An 18,992-nucleotide genomic window follows, 5' to 3' on the forward strand; every position below is an offset into this window, starting at 1 on the left:
GATAGTCAGACGCAAGGGCCGCCGGGCGCTATGAACCTTAGAAATCAAGTGCTGATCTGGATCGGATTCTTCGTGGTCCTGATCCTCGCCCTGTGGATCTTCCGCGGCATCCTGCTTCCCTTCGTGGTCGGGGCGGCGCTGGCTTATCTGCTGAACCCGCTGGTGGCGCAGTTGCAGAAGTGGCGATTTAGCCGCGGCTGGGCGACTGCCGTGGTGCTCTTAAGCGTTTTGGCCATCATTATCAGTATCTTCGTGATGCTCTTGCCGATGGTCGCAACGCAGGTGCTGGGCCTCGTGCAACGCTTGCCTGGCTATGCCGTCGACCTCGAAGCGCTGGCGCGGCGCTGGGCGCCGGAACTCAATCAGTGGCTGGGGCCCGAGCGCGCTGCGCAAGTGCAGCGGACGATGTCCGATATGCTCGGACAGCTTGTTGGTCTCGTTGGTGTCGTCACCTCGGAAATCGTCAATTCGGGCATGACGTTGATCAGCGTGATCGGCTTTGCGATCTTTACACCGGTCGTCACGTTCTACCTGCTGCTCGATTGGCAGGGCATGGTGCGCGGCGTGCATGATCTGCTGCCGCGAAAACATCGCCCGGAAATTCTTGGGATCTTGCGGGATATCGACAGCTCCATGGCCGGCGTGATCCGCGGGCAGGGCGGTGTCTTGCTGATCGATGCGGTGTTTTATGCGACCGCCCTTTCGCTGGTGGGGCTCAATTTCGGGCTCGCCGTGGGGCTGATCGCCGGTTTCCTGAGCTTTATTCCCTATGTCGGGTTTGGCGTGGGCCTCGCCCTTTCGGTCGGCATCGCCATCGTCCAGTTCTGGCCGAACTGGTGGATGGTCGCCGTCGTCTTCGGCATCTTCATGGGCTGGCAGTTCATAGAGGGCAATGTGCTCTATCCAAAGCTCGTCAGCTCTTCGATCAACATCAATCCGGTGTGGTTGATGTTCGCGCTGTTGGCCTTCGGGGCGCTGTTCGGTTTCCTCGGGCTACTGCTGGCGGTGCCCCTGGCGGCGATTGGCGGGGTGCTCGTGCGCTATGGCGTGCGCAAATATAAGGGAAGCAGCCTCTATCTCGGATCAACCCATGGTGGTCACGGTGGTAACCCCACTGCGTGACCTGACCCCGCGGCAACTACCGCTCGAATTCGACCATACACCTTCGCACACAGCAGATGATTTTCTGGTGGGCGAAGGCAATGCGCTGGCGCATGCGCGGGTGTTGGCCTGGCCGCATTGGCCTGATGCCGTGACTTTGCTGATTGGGCCGGCCGCATCGGGCAAATCGCATCTGGCGCGGATTTTTGCCGATCGGAGCCATGCGGAGATCGTGACGCCGGATACGATCAAGGCCGTGGCCGAGGCGGATGGTCGCGGGCCACTGGTGATCGAGGATGTCGATCGGGACGGTTATGACGAGCCGAGCTTCTTTCACCTGCTCAACCAGGCGATGCGCGGAAACCGGACGATTTTGCTGACTGCGCGGGCCGAAATCGGCGATTGGCCTCTGGCGACGGATGATGTTCGCTCGCGGGTGCGGCGGGCGCCGGCGTTCCGGCTCGAGGCCAGTGACGACATAGAACTGTCACACATGTTCGCCAAGCTTTTTGGCGACCGGCAGATCAAGGTTGACCCCAAGATCATCCACTATCTCGTGGCGCGCATGGAGCGGAGCCCCGAGGAGGTGACAGCATTGGTCGAGAGCATGGACAGGCTGGCGCTGGCGCGGGCCACTGCCATTACGCGCGCTATCGCGGCCGAGGCCCTTTCGCTTCGCGACGCAGAGCGCGATAGTGCTGGCAAACAGGAGTGGGATCCTCTTCAAGATGAATGACATGAGCGAGATCACCGAAGCCGAAGCGACGGGGCCGGATATCGAAGCATTGCGCACGAGCCCGGCGCGCTTCGTCAACCGTGAGGTGAGCTGGCTCCAGTTCAACATGCGCGTGCTGGAAGAGGCGGGGAATGAATCCCACCCGCTGCTCGAGCGCCTGCGATTCGTCTCGATCTCGGCTAACAATCTCGATGAATTCTACATGGTCCGCGTGGCGGGCTTGAAGGGTCAGATCCGTGCGGGTCTGACCAAACAGAGCGCTGACGGGCTGAGCCCAGCCGAACAGCTCGAAGAAATCGCGACGCTCGCCCAGCACCTGCAGCGCGACCAGCAGGACCATTGGGAATCTCTGCGCGAAGAACTGTTCGCGCAGAACGTCGTCATTCACGAATCCAATGATCTGTCGGAAGAGCAGATCGCCTATCTGCAAAAACTGTTCCGGGAAGAGATTTTCCCGGTGCTGACGCCGATCGCCGTCGATCCGGCGCACCCGTTTCCGTTCATTCCCAATCTGGGCCTGGCGCTCGCATTTGAATTGAAGCGCCCCGATAGCGATCAGCATCTGACGGCGCTCGTGCGTATTCCGGGCAATCTCGATCGGTTCATCAACCTGCCGACCGGGCTGGTTTCGGATGGGCGGACCGAGGTCGTGACCATCGATACGCTGGTCAAGCTGTTCTTCCACAAGATGTTCCCGGGACATGAAGTCGTCGGCTCCGGCGCCTTCCGGGTAATCCGCGACAGCGAAATCGAAATCGATGACGAAGCGGCCGACCTTGTGGTCGAATTCGAAAGCGCGCTGCGGCAGCGGCGGCGCGGGCAGGTGATCCGGCTTGAAATCGAGCGCAGCATGCCGCGCGGCCTGCAGCGCCAGATCGGCGAGCAAATGGGCATCAAGGATGCCGATGTGTTCGTGGTGCAGGGTTTTCTCGGCCTCGCCGACGCGCGGAAGATCTGTGACGTCGATCGGGCAGACCTCAAATTCCCGCCCTATATCGCGCGCTTCCCCGAGCGCATCCGCGACTACAATGGCGATAATTTCGCTGCCATCCGCGCCAAGGATATTCTGGTCCACCACCCGTTCGAAAGCTTCGACGTGGTGGCGCAGTTTCTGATGCAGGCGGCGCGCGACCCGGATGTGGTAGCGATCAAGCAGACGCTGTACCGCACGTCGTCGGATAGCCCGATCGTCAAGGCGCTGGTTATGGCGGCCGAGGCCGGCAAATCGGTGACGTGCCTCGTCGAACTCAAGGCGCGGTTCGATGAAGAGGCCAATATCCGCTGGGCGCGCGATCTCGAGCGCGCCGGGGCGCAGGTGGTTTTCGGGTTTATCGAACTCAAGACGCACGCAAAGATGAGCCAGGTGGTGCGACGCGAAAAGGGCAAGCTCGTCAGTTACTGCCATATCGGCACGGGCAATTATCACCCGATCACCGCCAAGGTTTATACCGACCTCAGCTTCTTCACGATCGACCCGGCCGTGACGCGCGACGTGGCGCGGGTGTTCAACTTCATCACCGGCTATGCCAGACCGACCGAGCTTGAGACGATCGCGGTTTCGCCCGTGAACCTGCGCGAAACTTTGATCAACAATATCGGTCGCGAGATCGAATTTGCGCGCAGCGGCCAGCCGGCTTCGATTTTGCTCAAGATGAATTCGCTGGTCGATCCGCAGGTGATCGATGCGCTTTATGATGCGAGCCAGGCCGGGGTGAAAATCGACCTGATCGTGCGTGGAATTTGCTGTCTGCGGCCTGGGATTCCGGGGTTCTCGGACAATATCCGGGTGAAATCGGTCGTTGGCCGCTTCCTTGAACACAGCCGCATTTATTGCTTTGGCAATGGCGAGGCGATGCCATCGCAGCGGGCCCTGGTCTATATTTCATCGGCCGATATCATGGGTCGAAATCTCGACGGGCGCGTCGAGGTCATGGTTCCCATTCTCAACAGAACCGTGCACAAGCAGATTCTCGACCGGATCCTGGTTGCCTATTTGCGGGACAATCAGCAGAGTTGGGAAGTATTGCCCGATGGCAGTTCACATCGGCTACGCGTTGCCGAGGGTGCGGAACCCTTTAATGCGCACGACTATTTCATGACCAATCCGTCGCTGTCCGGTCGTGGCAGCGCGGGTATTGGGGACGGCGACGAGGGTTGAATTTGACGCAATTCTGGGGGGTCGATGCTGATCCCACCGCGCAGGGTCGTCTAAAAGGAGCATTGCCGGTGGCGGTGCTCGATATCGGCTCGAACTCGGTTCGTCTGGTTGTCTATGAGCGGCATGCCCGCTCGCTGACGCCGCTCTACAATGAAAAATCGGCCTGCGCCCTGGGGCGCGGCATCGCGCAAAGCGGACGTTTGGCGGACGAAAACGTCGCCAAGGCGATCGATGCCATCAAGCGCTTTGCGCTGGTTGCCAAGATGATGCGCGTGGGGCAGGTGCATATTCTGGCGACCTCGGCCGTGCGCGACGCCGCCAACCGCGAAGAGTTTGTCTCGGCGGTCGAAGCGATCATCGAAGCGCCGGTACGGGTGCTTTCGGGCGAGCAGGAAGCGCATTATGCGGCGCTCGGCGTCGTCGCTGGCATTCCCGGCTTTGAAGGTGTCATGGGCGACCTTGGCGGCGGCAGCCTCGAGCTCTCGGCGATTTCTGGCGGGCGAGATGGCGAGGGCCAATCCTACGAGCTCGGCGTGATTCGGCTGCAGGACGATGCGGATGGATCGCCGAAAAAGGCAGCGACGATGGTCCGCGAAAAGCTGGCGACATCGCTCCTGGCCGATGTGGTGCCCGGCAAACAGTTCGCTGCGATCGGCGGCACTTGGCGATCGCTCGCCAAACTTCATCTCGAGCTGCGCGATTATCCGCTGCATATGGTGCAGGACTATGTGGTGCCAGCCGAAGAGATGATTTCGGTCTGCGACGAGATCGTCGCGGCAGAATCGCTCAAGAGCTATCCCGGATCGGGCAGCGCCAGCAATTCGCGGCGCGAACTGGTGCCGTTCGGCGCGGCTGTGCTGGCCGAAGTGCTGCGGGCCGGAAAGTTCGAGAGTGTCGTATTCTCAGCGCTCGGTGTGCGCGAGGGCTATCTCTACGGGCTTTTGTCCGAGGCGGAAAAGCATGTCGATCCGCTGATCCAGGGCGCGGAAGAGCTTTCGGTGCTGCGCTCGCGCTCGCCGGCGCATGCGGCGGATCTGATTGAATTCACGGCTCAATATTTCGATGCTGTCGGGGTTGTCGAGACCGCCGAAGAAAAGCGTGTGCGGCAGGTTGGGTGTTTGCTCGCCGATATCGGCTGGCGCGCGCATCCTGACTATCGTGGGCCGCAGAGCGTCGATTCTCTGGCCTATGGTTCGCTGACGGGGGTCGATCACCCGGGCCGCGCGGTGCTCGCGCATATGATCGCCGTGCGGTACGACGGCCTCAAATCCAAATCGGCCAATAGTCTTAACACACTGGCGCCTGCCGAGATGATCCGGCGCGGACGGCTTTTGGGGGCGATGTTCCGCGTCGCTTATCCGATGAGCGCCGCCATGCCTGGGGTTTTGCCGCGCATCCGGTTCCGGCTCGAGGGCAACACGATCGTCCTCGCGCTGCCATCAGACTTTGCTTTCCTCAATGGCGAGCATCTGCGCAACCGGCTCAATCAGTTTGCCAGCTTTGCAGAGCATGAGGATTCGCGGGTCGAGGTCGGCTGACCCGCGAGATCTATTCTGCTGCTTCGGTCTTCGGGACGGTGAACTCAACGATGCCCTTGCGGGTCGCGACGAGGCCTATGCGGCCATGTTTGATCGCGAGCGCTTTTTCGCCGAACAGTTTGCGGCGCCAGCCTTTGAGGGCAGGGACGTCGGCCTCGTCATCGAGAACGAGCGCATCGATTTCGTCGGAGGTTGCCAGAATGCGTGCGGCAACTCCGTGCTGTTCAGCGACGGATTTCAACAAGACCCGGACCAGATCGCCGACGGCGCCTTTGGGCGACGGGCCTCGATAACGTTCGGGGAGAACCGGCAGCTCGGCCTTATTGATGGCTTCGACGCCCTTGAGCAATTCGATGATCTCGGCGGCGGCAGAGCTACGGCCGAAACCGCGCGGCACCGCGCGCAACTTGTCGAAAGCGTCAGGGGTCAGCGGTCGCTGCATGGCGAGATCGTAAAGCGCATCATCTTTGAAGATGCGGCTGCGTGGCTGATCGGTCAGCTGCGCTTTGCGCTCGCGCCATTCCGCCAAGACTTTTAGGGCTGCAAGATCGCGCGGACGGTTGATCTTCATCTTGAGTCGTTCCCAGGCCTCTTCCGGCTGGACGACATAGGTATCGATGCTGCGGAGCGTCGTCAGTTCGTCCTCGACCCAATCCCAGCGGCGGGTCTGTTCGACCTGCTTGCGCAGTTCACGATAGATATCGCGGAGATAGGTGACGTCGGCCAGCGCGTAGAGGCGCTGCTTTTCGGACAGCGGACGGGCGGACCAATCGGTGAAACGCGAAGACTTGTCGAGCTCGACCTTGCAGATGGCGCGGACGAGGCTGTCATAGGAGGCGCTATCGCCAAAGCCGCAGACGCTGGCCGCAATCTGGGTGTCGAAGATATTGTGCGGGACGGCGCCGGTCAGCTTCACGAATATTTCGATATCCTGCCGTGCGGCATGGAAAACCTTGGTCACCGCAGGATTGGCGAGAAGAGCAAAGAACGGCTTCAGGCTGAGGCCATCGGCCAACGGATCGATGAGAACGGCTTCTTCGTCGGTCGCTGCCTGGATCAGACATAGGCGCGGCCAATAGGTGGTTTCGCGCAAGAATTCTGTATCAACAGTTACAAAGTCGAACTGGGCTGCACGCTCGCAGAAAGCCGAGAGCGCCTCTGTGGAAACTATAAGGTCCATACGGCTACCGTCTCAATATCGTCAATATCGTTCCTAGCAGGTGCTGAAGGATTGCTCCACCTCGGAATTCCGCCTTGGGCACGGAATGCCCAAGAGCTTGACAAGCGGGGTGCTCCATGCGCTTTTCGCGCCCGAGAATCCGGCCCTTTTTGCTCAATTCGGAAAAGAAAATGACGACACATCGCTACCGTACCCACACCTGTGGCGCTCTCACGGCGGGTGATGCCGGCAATAATGTCCGTTTGAGTGGCTGGGTCCACCGTATCCGCGACCATGGCGGCCTGCTGTTCATCGACCTGCGCGACAACTACGGCATCACGCAGTGCGTCATCGATCCTGATTCTGCGGCTTTTGCGCAGGCGGAGAAGGTGCGCTCGGAATGGGTGCTGCGCATCGATGGCGAAGTGAAGCTACGCGACGCTTCGGCCGTGAACAGCAACATTCCGACCGGCGCGATCGAGATCTTCATTCGCGAGATCGAAGTGCTTTCGGTTGCCAAGGAGCTGCCGATGCCGGTGTTCGGCGACGCCGAATACCCCGAAGACATTCGTCTGCGCTACCGCTTCCTCGATCTGCGCCGCGAAAAGCTGCACGCCAATATCCTCAAGCGCACTAAGATCATCTCGGCTATGCGGTCGGGCATGGGCGGGGCGGGCTTTACCGAGTTTTCGACGCCAATTCTGACGGCCTCGTCGCCGGAAGGCGCGCGCGACTTCCTCGTGCCGAGCCGCATTCACCCCGGCAAGTTCTTCGCGCTGCCGCAGGCGCCGCAGCAGTATAAGCAGCTGCTGATGGTGGCCGGCTTCGACCGCTACTTCCAGGTGGCGCCATGCTTCCGCGACGAAGATCCGCGTGCCGATCGTCTACCGGGCGAATTTTACCAGCTCGACCTCGAGATGAGCTTCGTGACCCAAGAAGAAATCTGGGAAACGGTCGAGCCGGTGATGACTTCGGTGTTCGAGCAGTTTGCCGATGGCAAGCGCGTCACCAAGAGCTGGCCGCGCATTCCTTATGATACGGCAATCCGCAAGTATGGCTCGGACAAGCCGGACCTGCGCAACCCGATCGAGATCGGAGGCGTGACCGAGCACTTTGCCGGTTCGGGCTTCAAGGTCTTTGCCAACCAGATCGAGAGCGATCCCAAGGTCGAAGTCTGGGCAATTCCAGCCAAGAACAAGGCCGGTGCCGAGCCGATCGGACGCGCTTTCTGCGACCGTATGAACGCCTGGGCACAGGGCGAAGGCCAGCCGGGCCTTGGCTATATCTTCTTCAAGGACGGTGCCGGTTCAGGCCCCATCGCCAAGAATATCGGCGAAGAGCGCACGGCTGCGATCAAGGCCCAGTTCGGCCTTGAGGACGGCGATGCCGTGTTCTTCGTCGCTGGCCGCCCGGAGAAGTTCTACAAGTTTGCCGGCGAAGCCCGCACCAAGGTCGGCACCGATCTCGGCGTCGTCGATACCGAACAGTTCGCGCTGTGCTGGATCGTCGACTTCCCGTTCTACGAATGGAGCGAGGAAGAAAAGCGGATCGACTTCGCGCACAACCCGTTCTCGATGCCGCAGGGCGGAATCGAAGGGCTGAACTCGGCCGAGCCGCTATCGCTCAAGGCTTATCAGTATGACGCGGTCTGCAACGGCTTCGAAATCGCTTCCGGTTCGATTCGTAACCAGGAGCCGGAGACCATGGTCAAGGCGTTCGAGCTGACCGGCAAGTCGCGTGAGGAAGTCGAGGCACAGTTCGGCGGTCTCTATCGCGCTTTCCAATATGGCGCTCCGCCGCATGGTGGCGCGGCATTCGGTATCGACCGTATTGTCATGCTGCTCTGCGGCGTTGCGAACCTACGTGAAATCACAGCCTTCCCGATGAACCAGCAGGCGGAAGATCTGCTGATGGGCGCGCCAAGTCCGGCGGATAACAAGCAGCTCCGCGAGCTCAGCATTCGGCTCAACGTTCAATAAATTTGAGCGGTACTGCATAGGTAAAGGCGGGTCGCAAGGCCCGCTTTTTGCTTTTCGCCCAGCGCTCCAAAGGTGCTTAAGGGGTCTTTAAGTGGGGCTGCCTTAACAATGCGATAAAGCCATGTTGAAGTGGATTCGTCGGTGAAGGCCAAGTTCTCGCACGTCCTTATGTTGCTTGGCGGCCTTTTGGCCTTCGTGCCGATCCTGTCGGTCGACTTCGCACTCGACGCCTATGTGCGCTCCAAGGAGACCGCCGCGCTGCAGACGCGGATGGACGCCCTCAGCGCCGAGATCAATTACAACGCAAACAATGCCGTCAGCGTGTTGCGCAAGGTTGTTGCGGATAGCCCTTCGTTCTGCACGCCGACCTTTACGGGCATCGCGCAGGCGGCGATCGAAAACAGCTATAACGTCAAGCAGATCCTCGTCGAGAATATGGACGGCGTGCAGTATTGCGACGCGTTCGGGCGTGGCGTCTCGCATTCCCCGCTCTCGACATCGCTGCCCGTGCCGGGGCTGACCGAGACCATTACGGTGGTCAAGTTTGCCGACATGACGATGCCGGCGCTGAAGGTGACGCAGACGCTCGGTGGGGTGCGCCGGATTTCGGCGTTCGTCCCGCTGATGGCGACGACCGAGGAGTCGCTGGTCGAGAACCTGCCGCAGGGCGCGATGATCGATATTGCGCTGACGAGCGGCACGCCGGTGCTGTCGCTGGGTGAATCGATGGATTTCGACCGCTCGGTGAACCGGCAGGATTATCTGGCGGTGCAAAGCTATGCTGGCGAGTTGCCGATCAAGGTGCGTTATCTCCTGCCGTTCGCGGAAGCGCGGGCAGGGTATGCGGATCTCGATGTGGTTTTCACGCTGCTGTCGTGCGTTGGTAGCGCAATGTTGCTTCTCGTGACGCTGGCTTATGCCCGCCGGTCGCGGACGCCGTCTTTCGATCTCGAGCGCGCTATCGGCCGTAACGAAATCAAGCCGTACTATCAGCCGGTGATCAACCTCCGCACTGGCGGGCTTGTGGGCTGCGAAGTGCTGTGCCGCTGGGAAAAGCCCAATGGCGAAATCGTGCCGCCGGGCGTGTTCATCGACTATGCCGAGAACAGCGGCATGGCGATCCCGATGACGCTCTCGCTGATGCAGCAGGTGCGGTATGATCTGAGCGAACTGGCGCAGAAGATGCCGGGCCTGAAGATTTCGATCAATCTGTTCGAGGGGCACTTCCGCGATGTCGGCATTGTCGACGACGTGCAGGCCATCTTTGGGAATTCGCCAATCAGCTACGATCAGCTCGTGTTCGAAATCACCGAGCGCCGACCGCTCGAGAACTCGACGGCGGTCAATAGCGTCATCTCCGGTCTCCATGCGCTTGGTGCCAAGATTGCCATGGACGATGCTGGCACCGGGCACTCGAACCTGGCTTATATCGCGACGCTGGGTGTCGACGTGATCAAGATCGACCGTGTGTTCGTCGATATGGTCAAGCCGGGGACAACGCAGGTTGCGGTTCTCGATGGGCTGATTTCGATGGCCGCCAATCTTGGGTGCGAAATCGTCGCCGAGGGTGTCGAGACCGAGGCGCAGGCTGTTTACCTCCGCTCGCGTGGCGTGGTGCAGGCGCAGGGCTATATTTTTGCGCCTGCGCTAAAAGTGGGCGCGTTCAAGGAGTTGGCGCTAGCGCTACAGTCCGTGCCGCTCGGCTATGGCGATGCGCCTGACGCCAGCGAAATCGTTACCGACGCGGCCTGAGGCCAACCAAGACCAATTGCTTAGACGACCGGCGCTGATTCTTGCGACGGCTGTGGGCTGACGCCCCTTTTCTTCGGCGCCGATTGGTGGCAGGTACGGCACGTATTTGCCTGTGCCGGAGGAAAGCGTGTCGACCGATCCCAATGAGCAACGCAAGATCCTGCGCGACGCGGCTCTGCACTTCCACGAATTCCCCAAGCCCGGCAAGCTTGAAATCCAGCCGATCAAGCCGCTGGGCAACCAGCGCGATCTGGCACTAGCTTATTCCCCTGGCGTCGCCGCGCCGTGCGAGGAAATCGCCGAAAATCCTGAAACGGTCGCACGCTATACATCGCGGCAGAACCTCGTCGCCGTGATCTCCAATGGTACGGCTGTGCTGGGGCTCGGCAATATCGGGGCGCTGGCGTCGAAGCCAGTGATGGAAGGCAAGGCGGTTCTGTTCAAGAAATTCGCTGGGATCGACGTGTTCGATCTTGAAGTGGATGAAATCGAGCCGACCAAATTCGTCGATGCCGTGGCGCCGCTCTGGCCGACGTTTGGGGGCATCAATCTTGAGGATATCCGGGCGCCGGACTGCTTCGAGATCGAGGAAAAGCTGCGCGAGCGCATGCCGATCCCTGTGTTCCATGACGACCAACATGGCACGGCGATCATTGTCGGAGCAGCGGTACTCAATGGGCTCGAGCTGACCGGAAAGAAGATCGAAGAGGTCAAAATTTGTACGTCCGGGGCAGGGGCCGCGGCCATCGCTTGCCTTAACGTTCTCGTGGCACTTGGGGCCAAATATGAGAACATTTGGGTAGCGGACAAGGACGGTTTGGTTACCCATAAGCGCAATGACGTCAACGACAAGTGGCGCGGCCAATTCCGGCGCGAAAGCGACGCGACGACGCTGGCTGAAGTCATCGAAGGTGCCGACGTCTTCCTCGGCCTCTCGGCTGCCGGTGCGTTGAAGCCTGAAATGCTGATGAAGATGGCGCCCAAGCCGCTCATCCTCGCGCTCGCTAATCCAAATCCAGAAATCATGCCCGAAGTCGCCAAGGCGACGCGGCCCGATGCCATGGTCTGCACCGGCCGATCGGACTATCCGAACCAGGTCAACAACGTCCTCTGCTTCCCCTTCATTTTCCGCGGCGCGCTCGATGTGCATGCGACGACGATCAATGAAGAGATGAAGCTGGCGGCGGTGCGGGCGATCGCTAAGCTCGCGCATGAGCCAGGCCTTGAAGTGTCGCCTTCGGGCGCGCCGGCCGTGTTTGGACCGGACCACATCATTCCCAATCCGTTCGACCAGCGGCTGATCCTGCGCATTGCGCCGGCCGTGGCGCGGGCGGCCATGGAATCGGGTGTGGCGAAGCGCCCGATCGAAGATTGGGACGTCTATCAGGATCGCCTCAACCGCTTCGTGTTCCGCTCAGGCCTCGTGATGAAGCCGATCGTCGATCGGGCGCAGGGGCAGGGGAAGCGGATTGCTTTTGCCGATGGCGAAGACGAGCGCGTGCTGCGCGCGGCGCAGGTGGTGCTCGAAGAACGTATCGCCCGCCCGATTCTCATCGGCCGTCCCGCGGTCATCGAGGCGCGTATCGAACGCTTTGGCCTGAGCATTCAGCCTGGTCGCGATTTCGAGGTGATCAACCCTGAAGACGATCCGCGCTATCGCGACTATGTCAGCCTGTTCCACTCGCTGGTGGGCCGCAATGGCGTGACGCCGGATACGGCGCGTACGATCGTTCGCACCAATACCACCGTCATCGGGGCGTTGGCGGTGAAGCGTGGTGAGGCGGATGGCCTGATCTGTGGCTTGCAGGGCCGCTTTATCAAGCACGTCCGCGATATCCGCTCGATCATCGGGCTGCAGGACGGTGTCAACGACGCCTCGGCGCTGTCGATGCTGATCATGCCGCGCGGCGCGTTCTTCCTCGCCGACACCTATGTGAACATGAACCCGTCGGCCGATGAGCTGGTGAGCATTACGCTGCAGGCCCGTGATCACCTCAAGCGCTTCAATATCGAAGCTCGCGTGGCGCTCCTGAGCTATTCGAACTTCGGTTCGCGCGATGGCGACAGCGCCTTCAAGATGCGCGAAGTCTATGCCAAGCTGAAAGTCGCGGCGCCAGACCTGATCGTGGAAGGCGAAATGCAGGGCGACTTGGCGCTCAACCAGGAACTGCGCGAGCGCTATGTGCCCGAGACGGTGCTGCGCGGCGAAGCCAATCTGCTGATCTTCCCAGATCTCGATGCGGCTAACCTTTCCATGACGCTGCTCAAGGAAATGAACAATGCGCTTGCCGTAGGGCCGATCCTGATGGGCACCAAGGCGCCGGCTCATATTCTTGCGCCCTCGGTGACGAGCCGTGGCATCGTCAATATGGCGGCAATCGCGGCCAACGAAGCTGTGGGGGCTTAAGGCATGATCCGTCACACTGTGGTTTTCTCGCTCAAGCACGCTGCGGGTTCGGTTGAGGAACATGCATTTCTGGACGCAGCCCTCGTGCTAGAGGCTATTCCTGGCGTCCAGAAATTCGAGCGTCTCCGACAGGTAAGCCCGAAGGCGGACTATGCCTTTGGGTTCTCGATGGAGTTCGTCGATCAGGCTGCCTATGACGGCTATAATGTGCATCCCGATCACGTCGCCTTCGTGCGGGATCGTTGGGTGCCCGAAGTCGCGCGGTTCCAGGAGATCGACTACGTTGCGCTCTGAGGTGTGACAGGGTAAGACCTGCTGCACATCCCGCGACGAACAGCCGAGGAAGTCACCATGAACCAGATCGCTGTGTTCAGTGGCAGTGCGCATCCGGAGCTGGCCAGCCAGATCTGCGCGGAACTTGCGGTTCCGCTGCAGCCGACGCGGATCAAGCGCTTTTCCAACGACTGTATCGAAGTGCAATTGCAGGCCAATTGCCGCGAACAGGAAGTGTTCCTCGTCCAGACCCTGGCCGAGCCGGTGCAGGAACACCTGATGGAATTGCTGCTGATGCTCGACGCGGCGCGGGGCGCCTCGGCAGCACGGATCACGGCCGTCATCCCGCACTATTCCTATGCCCGATCGGACAAGAAGGATGCGCCGCGCATTTCAATCGGCGGGCGTTTGGTCGCTGATCTCCTTAAGACCGCGGGTGCCGATCGCGTTCTGACCATGACGCTGCACTCGCCACAGGTGCATGGCTTTTTCAGCGTGCCTGTCGATCACCTCCATGCGCTCATGGAATTGGCCGAGCATTTCAGGCGCTTCGATCTCTCGAACTCCGTCGTGGTTTCGCCTGATCTGGGCAATGCCAAGACGGCGGCGGCTTTTGCGAAACGGCTGGGACTGCCGGTGGCCGCCGGCGCCAAGGAGCGGATTTCGGATACGCAGGTGCGGATCTCGGCCGTGATCGGCGATGTGCGCGGCAAGGACGTGATCATTCTCGACGATGAGATCGCAAGCGGCGGGTCGATCCTCGAACTGCTCAAGCATCTGCGCGCCAATGGCGCGCGATCCATGCGGGTCGCGTGCACGCATGGGATTTTTGCGGGCGGGTCGGTGGCCCGGCTTGCGGCGGAGCCGGATGTCGTCGAGATCGTTTGCACCAACACCTTGCCCAATGCGGCACGGCAGGCTCATGGCAAGCTGACGGTTCTGTCGGTTGCGCCAGCTTTGGCCGAAGCAATGCGCCGGATCAGTTCGGGCGAGTCGGTCAGTGCGCTCTTCGACGAAAATACCTCCATGCCACGCGTGGCGGCGGAATAGCTAACTGCGCATTAATCGATAGCTGGGATAGTGAACCTTCCTGGGAATTGGTTCGACTATGCCAACTCGTTTAAAACGCCCGCCTTTCTGGCGCCCCTTGGGGCTTGCCATCGCGCTCCTGGCCTTTCAGGGCTATCTTGGCTATTCGGCCATCAGCGGGCAATTCGGCATCGAAAGCCGCGAAGCGATTCACAACGACATCCAGGTTTTGAAGGATAAGTCTTCGGCTCTGCAGGCCGAGATCGACAGCTTCGAGCATCGCAATTCGCTGATGAATCCGCGCCATCTCGACCCCGATATCGTCACCGAGCGGGCCCGCGCGCTGCTTAATATGGCCAATGCTGACGATATCCTCGTGATGGTCGATCCGAATACCGGTAAACCTATTTCCGGTAAATTCGAAGAATCAACCGACGGCGAGTTAATCAAGATTATCGAAGACGGATCAACGCTTTAGGTTGATTTGCTTTGCTTGCTCTTGGCAATTTTATCTGCTCTAAGCTTGCGCTATAGTCTCAGAGATGGCCTGATCGGCCCAGCGGCAAATTCCATTCTAGACGGGAGCCTACCATGGCGCGCAAGGCGACGGCCACTTCGGCCACGACGCAGCCCAACGTCCCACAGTTCACCAATGAACAGGATCTCGACGCATTCCGCGAGATGCTGCTCATCCGCCGGTTCGAAGAAAAGGCCGGCCAGATGTATGGCATGGGCCTCATCGGCGGCTTCTGCCACCTCTATATCGGCCAGGAAGCTGTCGTCACCGGCATCACCATGGCGAGTGAAAAGGGCAAGGACGCCCAGATCACCGGCTACCGTGACCACGGCCACATGCTGGTCATGGGCCTCGACCCCAAGGGTGTGATGGCTGAGCTCACCGGTCGCCAGGGCGGCTTGTCGAAAGGCAAGGGCGGCTCGATGCACATGTTCTCCAACGAACATCGCTTCTATGGCGGCAACGGCATCGTCGGCGCGCAGGTTTCGCTCGGCGCAGGCCTGGCTTTTGCTGCAAAATATACCGGCGACGGTTCGGTCAGCATTGCCTATTTCGGCGACGGCGCGGCCAATCAGGGCCAGGTCTACGAAAGCTTCAACATGGCCAAGCTCTGGAAGCTGCCGGTTGTCTTCGTGATCGAGAACAACAAATACGCCATGGGCACCTCGATCGAGCGCGCCGCGGCAACCACCGACTTCTCCAAGCGCGGCGCTTCGTTCGACATTCCGGGCGAGCAGGTCGATGGTATGGATGTGCGCATGGTCCATGATGCCGCCAAGCGCGCCATCGAGCATGCCCGTTCGGGCAATGGCCCCTACATCCTCGAAATGCTGACCTATCGCTATCGCGGCCACTCCATGTCCGACCCGGCAAAATATCGCTCCAAGGACGAAGTGACCAAGTATCGCCAGGAACGCGACCCGATCGAACAGGTCCGTGCCCGTCTTCTCGAAGCCGGCAGCGTCACCGAGGAAGACCTCAAGAAGATCGAAACCGATATTCGCGCTATCGTCACGGAAGCGGCCGATTTTGCGACCAACGATCCAGAACCCGATGCTTCGGAACTCTGGACCGACATCACGATCGAGGCCTAAGCGCAGATGGGCATCCTGCTCGGCGTCATTATGCTGTTTGCTCTGCTGTCTGGCGCGCTTGCCGCCGGACAGGCCGTGGCGATCAGCCGTCGTGCATCGGTCAGCGGACCGAGCCTGCGCGACTGGCTTTTTGGCTGGTGGCGTTTCGAGCGGATTTCCGGCTGGGCCGGGCTGAGCGGCGAAGTGCAGGCTGCCACCTATAAGCGCGCTGTTATCGCGTGCCTCGTCTTTATCATTTTCGGCCTGATCCTGAGCGGCTGGGTCGTCAATCAACGTCAGGGTCCGGCGCAGGTCAGCGCCGTCACCTCAACCGATTGGCACGTGCGTCCCGCCCGTCTCGCCGAACACTTTGACATTCGCCGCGCGGCTGACATGCCCGGCGCGCTCATTCTGGAGAGCTGATATGCCCCAAATCCTCATGCCCGCCCTGTCTCCCACGATGGAAGAGGGCAAGCTCGCCAAGTGGCTCGTCAAGGTCGGCGACACCGTCAAATCCGGCGACGTGCTGGCTGAAATCGAAACCGATAAGGCGACGATGGAAGTCGAGTCGGTCGATGAGGGCGTGGTCAAGGAAATCCTCGTCGAGGAAGGCACCGAAGGCGTGAAGGTCAATACCCCGATCGCGCTTGTGCTCGGCGAAGGCGAGGAAGTCGGCGAGGGCAATCGCCCGGCGGCTCAGGCGACTTCGTCCGATCCAGAAGGCCAGTCGGCCGTGCCGGAAGCGGCGGCCGCGCCAGTGCCTGCCGAGCCCAAGACCGGCGGCGAAGCGCCGAAATTCGTGGCGCAGAACGATCCCGACCTGCCAGAAGGCGTCGAAATGGTCGAGCTGACCGTGCGTCAGGCGCTCAACGAAGCCATGGCCGAAGAAATGCGTTCGGACGCCAATGTCTTCATCATGGGCGAGGAAGTGGCCGAATATCAGGGTGCCTATAAGGTGACCCAGGGCCTGTTGCAGGAATTCGGCCCGCAGCGCGTTATCGATACGCCAATCACCGAGCATGGTTTTGCCGGTCTCGCTGTTGGTGCGGCCTTTGCTGGCCTCAAGCCGATCGTTGAATTCATGACCTGGAATTTTGCCATGCAGGCGATCGACCAGATCATCAACTCTGCCGCCAAGCAGCTTTATATGTCCGGTGGCCAGGTCAAGGCGCCGATGGTGTTCCGCGGCCCCAACGGCGTCGCCTCGCGCGTTGCCGCCCAGCACAGCCAGGATTATTCGGCATGGTACAGCCATGTGCCGGGCCTGACCGTCATCGCGCCTTATAGCGCGGCAGACGCTAAGGGCCTTCTCAAGGCGGCGATCCGCTCGCCGAACCCGGTCGTCTTCCTTGAAAACGAAATTCTCTACGGCTCCACCGGCCTCGTGCCGAAGATGGACGACTTCGTGCTGCCGATCGGCAAGGCGCGGATCGCCCGCAAGGGTGCCGATGTGACTATCGTGTCGTTCTCCATTGGCATGCGCTATGCGACCCAGGCGACGGAAAAGCTGGTTGCGGCTGGTGTCGATGTCGAACTCATCGATCTGCGCACGCTGCGTCCGATGGACAGCGACACCGTCATCGAGTCGGTCAAGAAGACCGGTCGCCTCGTGACCGTCGAAGAAGGCTGGCCGCAGGGCGGCATCGGCGCCGAACTCGCCGCCCGCGTCATGGAACAGGCTTTCGACTATCTCGATGCGCCCGTGCTGCGCGTGACCGGCAAGGACGTTCCGATGCCCTATGCCGCGAACCTTGAAAAGCTGGCCTTGCCCCATGTTGACGAAGTGATCGCGGCTGTGAATGCCGTGACCTATCGCTCGTAAGGAGACCCGGTATGCCAATCGATATCACCATGCCGGCGCTTTCTCCCACGATGGAAGAGGGCAAGCTTGCCAAGTGGCACGTCAAGGAAGGCGACTCGGTCTCTTCCGGTGACGTGATCGCCGAGATCGAAACCGACAAGGCCACGATGGAAGTCGAGGCCGTCGACGAAGGCAAGATCGGCAAGATCCTCGTTGCCGAAGGCACGGACAATGTGAAGGTCAATGCCGTCATCGCTGTGCTGCTGCAGGAAGGCGAAGACGCCAGCGCCATCAGTTCGAGCGGCGCAAAGCCGGCCGAGGCACCGAAGGCTGAGGCCAAGACCGAAGCGCCGAAGGGCGATGCGGGCACGCTGCAATATGACAAGGGCACGTCGACGACCTCGACCGCGCCTGTCGCCAATTCCAATTCCGGCTCCAGCGCGCCTAAGTCGGGAGAGGCTGCACAGCTTCAGAGCAATATCGCGAGTGCCGGTCAGAAGCTACAGTCTGGCGCTGCCAACGCTAATGGCGGTCGAGTGTTCGCTTCGCCGCTGGCCAAGCGCCTTGCCAAGGAGGCGGGGATCGATCTCGCTTCGGTGGCGGGTTCTGGTCCGAAGGGGCGCGTGATCAAGGCTGACGTGGAAGCGGCGAAGTCCGGCAAGGGCGCTGCTAAGCCTGCTGCTGGTGCGCCGGCGGCTGCCGCTGCGCCTGCGACGGGCATGAGCAAGAACCAGGTCATGGCGCTGTTCGAGGAAGGCACTTACGAAGTCGTGCCGAACGACGGCATGCGTAAGGTCGTGGCCGCGCGCCTGACCGAAAGCAAGCAGACCGTTCCGCACTTCTACCTCACGCTCGATTGCAAGATCGATGCGCTGATGGCCGCCCGCGAGCAGATCAATGGCGCGGCGCCCAAGAGCAAGGACGGCAAGCCGGGCTACAAGCTCTCGGTCAATGACTTCGTGATGAAGGCCTGGGCCATTGCGCTGCAGCGCGTTCCGGCCGCCAACGCGACCTGGGCCGGGGACTCGATCCTCTACCACAAGCGTTCAGACGTTGCGGTTGCCGTGTCCGTACCGGGCGGTCTCTTCACGCCGGTGGTCAAATCCTGCGACACCAAGACCCTTCGCGAAATCTCGGAAGAGGTGAAGGATCTGGCGGGTCGCGCAAAATCGAAGAAGCTGGCGCCGCATGAATATCAGGGCGGTTCGTCCTCGGTGTCCAATCTCGGCATGTTTGGCATCAAGCACTTCTCGGCCGTGATCAACCCGCCGCATGGCACGATCCTTGCGGTCGGCGCTGGCGAAGAGCGCGTCTATCCCGAGAATGGCCAGATCAAGATCGGCCAGTTCATGACGGTCACGCTCTCCTGCGATCACCGCGCGGTCGATGGTGCGCTGGGTGCCGAACTGCTCGGCGTCTTCAAGGGGCTGATCGAAAACCCGGTGATGATGCTGGCTTAAGGAGGGGAT

The 18,992-nt window shown here is 60.8% G+C and carries 15 protein-coding genes; 14 read left to right on the plus strand and 1 reads right to left on the minus strand.

Features of this window, described 5'->3' with window-relative positions; translation table 11 throughout:
• The first annotated feature begins 30 nt into the window (after positions 1-30).
• Genes ASG47_RS17825 through ASG47_RS17840 form a run of 4 tightly spaced genes read left to right on the plus strand, consistent with a single transcriptional unit; the run spans position 31 to position 5,533 of the window.
• On the plus strand, positions 31-1,122 hold the full coding sequence (locus ASG47_RS17825) for an AI-2E family transporter (protein ID WP_061911527.1): 1,092 nt from the start codon (positions 31-33) through the stop codon (positions 1,120-1,122).
• The gene (locus ASG47_RS17830; protein ID WP_061911529.1) at positions 1,091-1,837 is read left to right on the plus strand and encodes a hypothetical protein; all 747 of its coding nucleotides are present in this window, start codon (positions 1,091-1,093) and stop codon (positions 1,835-1,837) included. Before ASG47_RS17825 ends, ASG47_RS17830 begins: the two co-directional genes overlap by 32 nt.
• Positions 1,830-3,995, plus strand: a complete 2,166-nt coding sequence (locus ASG47_RS17835) for an RNA degradosome polyphosphate kinase (RefSeq protein ID WP_061911531.1) — start codon at positions 1,830-1,832, stop codon at positions 3,993-3,995. The genes ASG47_RS17830 and ASG47_RS17835 overlap by 8 nt, the downstream gene beginning before the upstream one ends.
• 2 nt (positions 3,996-3,997) lie before the next feature.
• On the plus strand, positions 3,998-5,533 hold the full coding sequence (locus tag ASG47_RS17840; protein WP_162243274.1) for a Ppx/GppA phosphatase family protein: 1,536 nt from the start codon (positions 3,998-4,000) through the stop codon (positions 5,531-5,533).
• 10 nt (positions 5,534-5,543) lie between these two features.
• Here ASG47_RS17840 and rnd read toward each other — a convergent pair whose 3' ends face one another.
• A complete protein-coding gene (gene rnd, locus ASG47_RS17845) occupies positions 5,544-6,713 on the minus strand; it encodes a ribonuclease D (protein WP_061911535.1) in 1,170 nt (389 codons plus the stop codon).
• 170 nt (positions 6,714-6,883) lie between these two features.
• Between rnd and aspS the strand changes: the two genes are divergently transcribed.
• The 10 genes from aspS to ASG47_RS17895 all read left to right on the plus strand — a co-directional run bounded on the left by aspS (position 6,884) and on the right by ASG47_RS17895 (position 18,983).
• Positions 6,884-8,671 (plus strand): aspartate--tRNA ligase, encoded by a 1,788-nt coding sequence (aspS, locus tag ASG47_RS17850; protein WP_061911622.1) that lies wholly within the window; start codon positions 6,884-6,886, stop codon positions 8,669-8,671.
• Between the two features lie 141 nt (positions 8,672-8,812).
• Positions 8,813-10,423, plus strand: a complete 1,611-nt coding sequence (locus ASG47_RS17855; protein ID WP_156352101.1) for an EAL domain-containing protein — start codon at positions 8,813-8,815, stop codon at positions 10,421-10,423.
• A gap of 127 nt (positions 10,424-10,550) precedes the next feature.
• The gene (locus ASG47_RS17860) at positions 10,551-12,830 is read left to right on the plus strand and encodes an NADP-dependent malic enzyme (protein WP_061911539.1); all 2,280 of its coding nucleotides are present in this window, start codon (positions 10,551-10,553) and stop codon (positions 12,828-12,830) included.
• A gap of 3 nt (positions 12,831-12,833) precedes the next feature.
• A complete protein-coding gene (locus ASG47_RS17865; protein ID WP_061911541.1) occupies positions 12,834-13,124 on the plus strand; it encodes a Dabb family protein in 291 nt (96 codons plus the stop codon).
• 57 nt (positions 13,125-13,181) lie between these two features.
• The gene (locus tag ASG47_RS17870) at positions 13,182-14,153 is read left to right on the plus strand and encodes a ribose-phosphate diphosphokinase (protein ID WP_061911543.1); all 972 of its coding nucleotides are present in this window, start codon (positions 13,182-13,184) and stop codon (positions 14,151-14,153) included.
• A 58-nt stretch (positions 14,154-14,211) separates the two neighbouring features.
• Positions 14,212-14,610: an FtsB family cell division protein gene (locus ASG47_RS17875; RefSeq protein ID WP_082511828.1), complete on the plus strand. Its 399-nt coding sequence runs from the start codon at positions 14,212-14,214 to the stop codon at positions 14,608-14,610.
• Positions 14,611-14,723: 113 nt separating this feature from the next.
• The gene (pdhA, locus tag ASG47_RS17880) at positions 14,724-15,743 is read left to right on the plus strand and encodes a pyruvate dehydrogenase (acetyl-transferring) E1 component subunit alpha (RefSeq protein WP_061911547.1); all 1,020 of its coding nucleotides are present in this window, start codon (positions 14,724-14,726) and stop codon (positions 15,741-15,743) included.
• Positions 15,744-15,749: 6 nt separating this feature from the next.
• On the plus strand, positions 15,750-16,145 hold the full coding sequence (locus ASG47_RS17885; protein ID WP_061911549.1) for a hypothetical protein: 396 nt from the start codon (positions 15,750-15,752) through the stop codon (positions 16,143-16,145).
• A gap of 1 nt (position 16,146) precedes the next feature.
• Positions 16,147-17,544: a pyruvate dehydrogenase complex E1 component subunit beta gene (locus ASG47_RS17890; protein WP_061911551.1), complete on the plus strand. Its 1,398-nt coding sequence runs from the start codon at positions 16,147-16,149 to the stop codon at positions 17,542-17,544.
• A gap of 11 nt (positions 17,545-17,555) precedes the next feature.
• Entirely contained in the window at positions 17,556-18,983 is a 1,428-nt protein-coding gene (locus tag ASG47_RS17895; RefSeq protein WP_061911553.1) for a pyruvate dehydrogenase complex dihydrolipoamide acetyltransferase, read from the plus strand.
• Positions 18,984-18,992: the final 9 nt, after the last annotated feature.

This window comes from Devosia sp. Leaf420 (assembly GCF_001425445.1).
Lineage (GTDB): Bacteria > Pseudomonadota > Alphaproteobacteria > Rhizobiales > Devosiaceae > Devosia.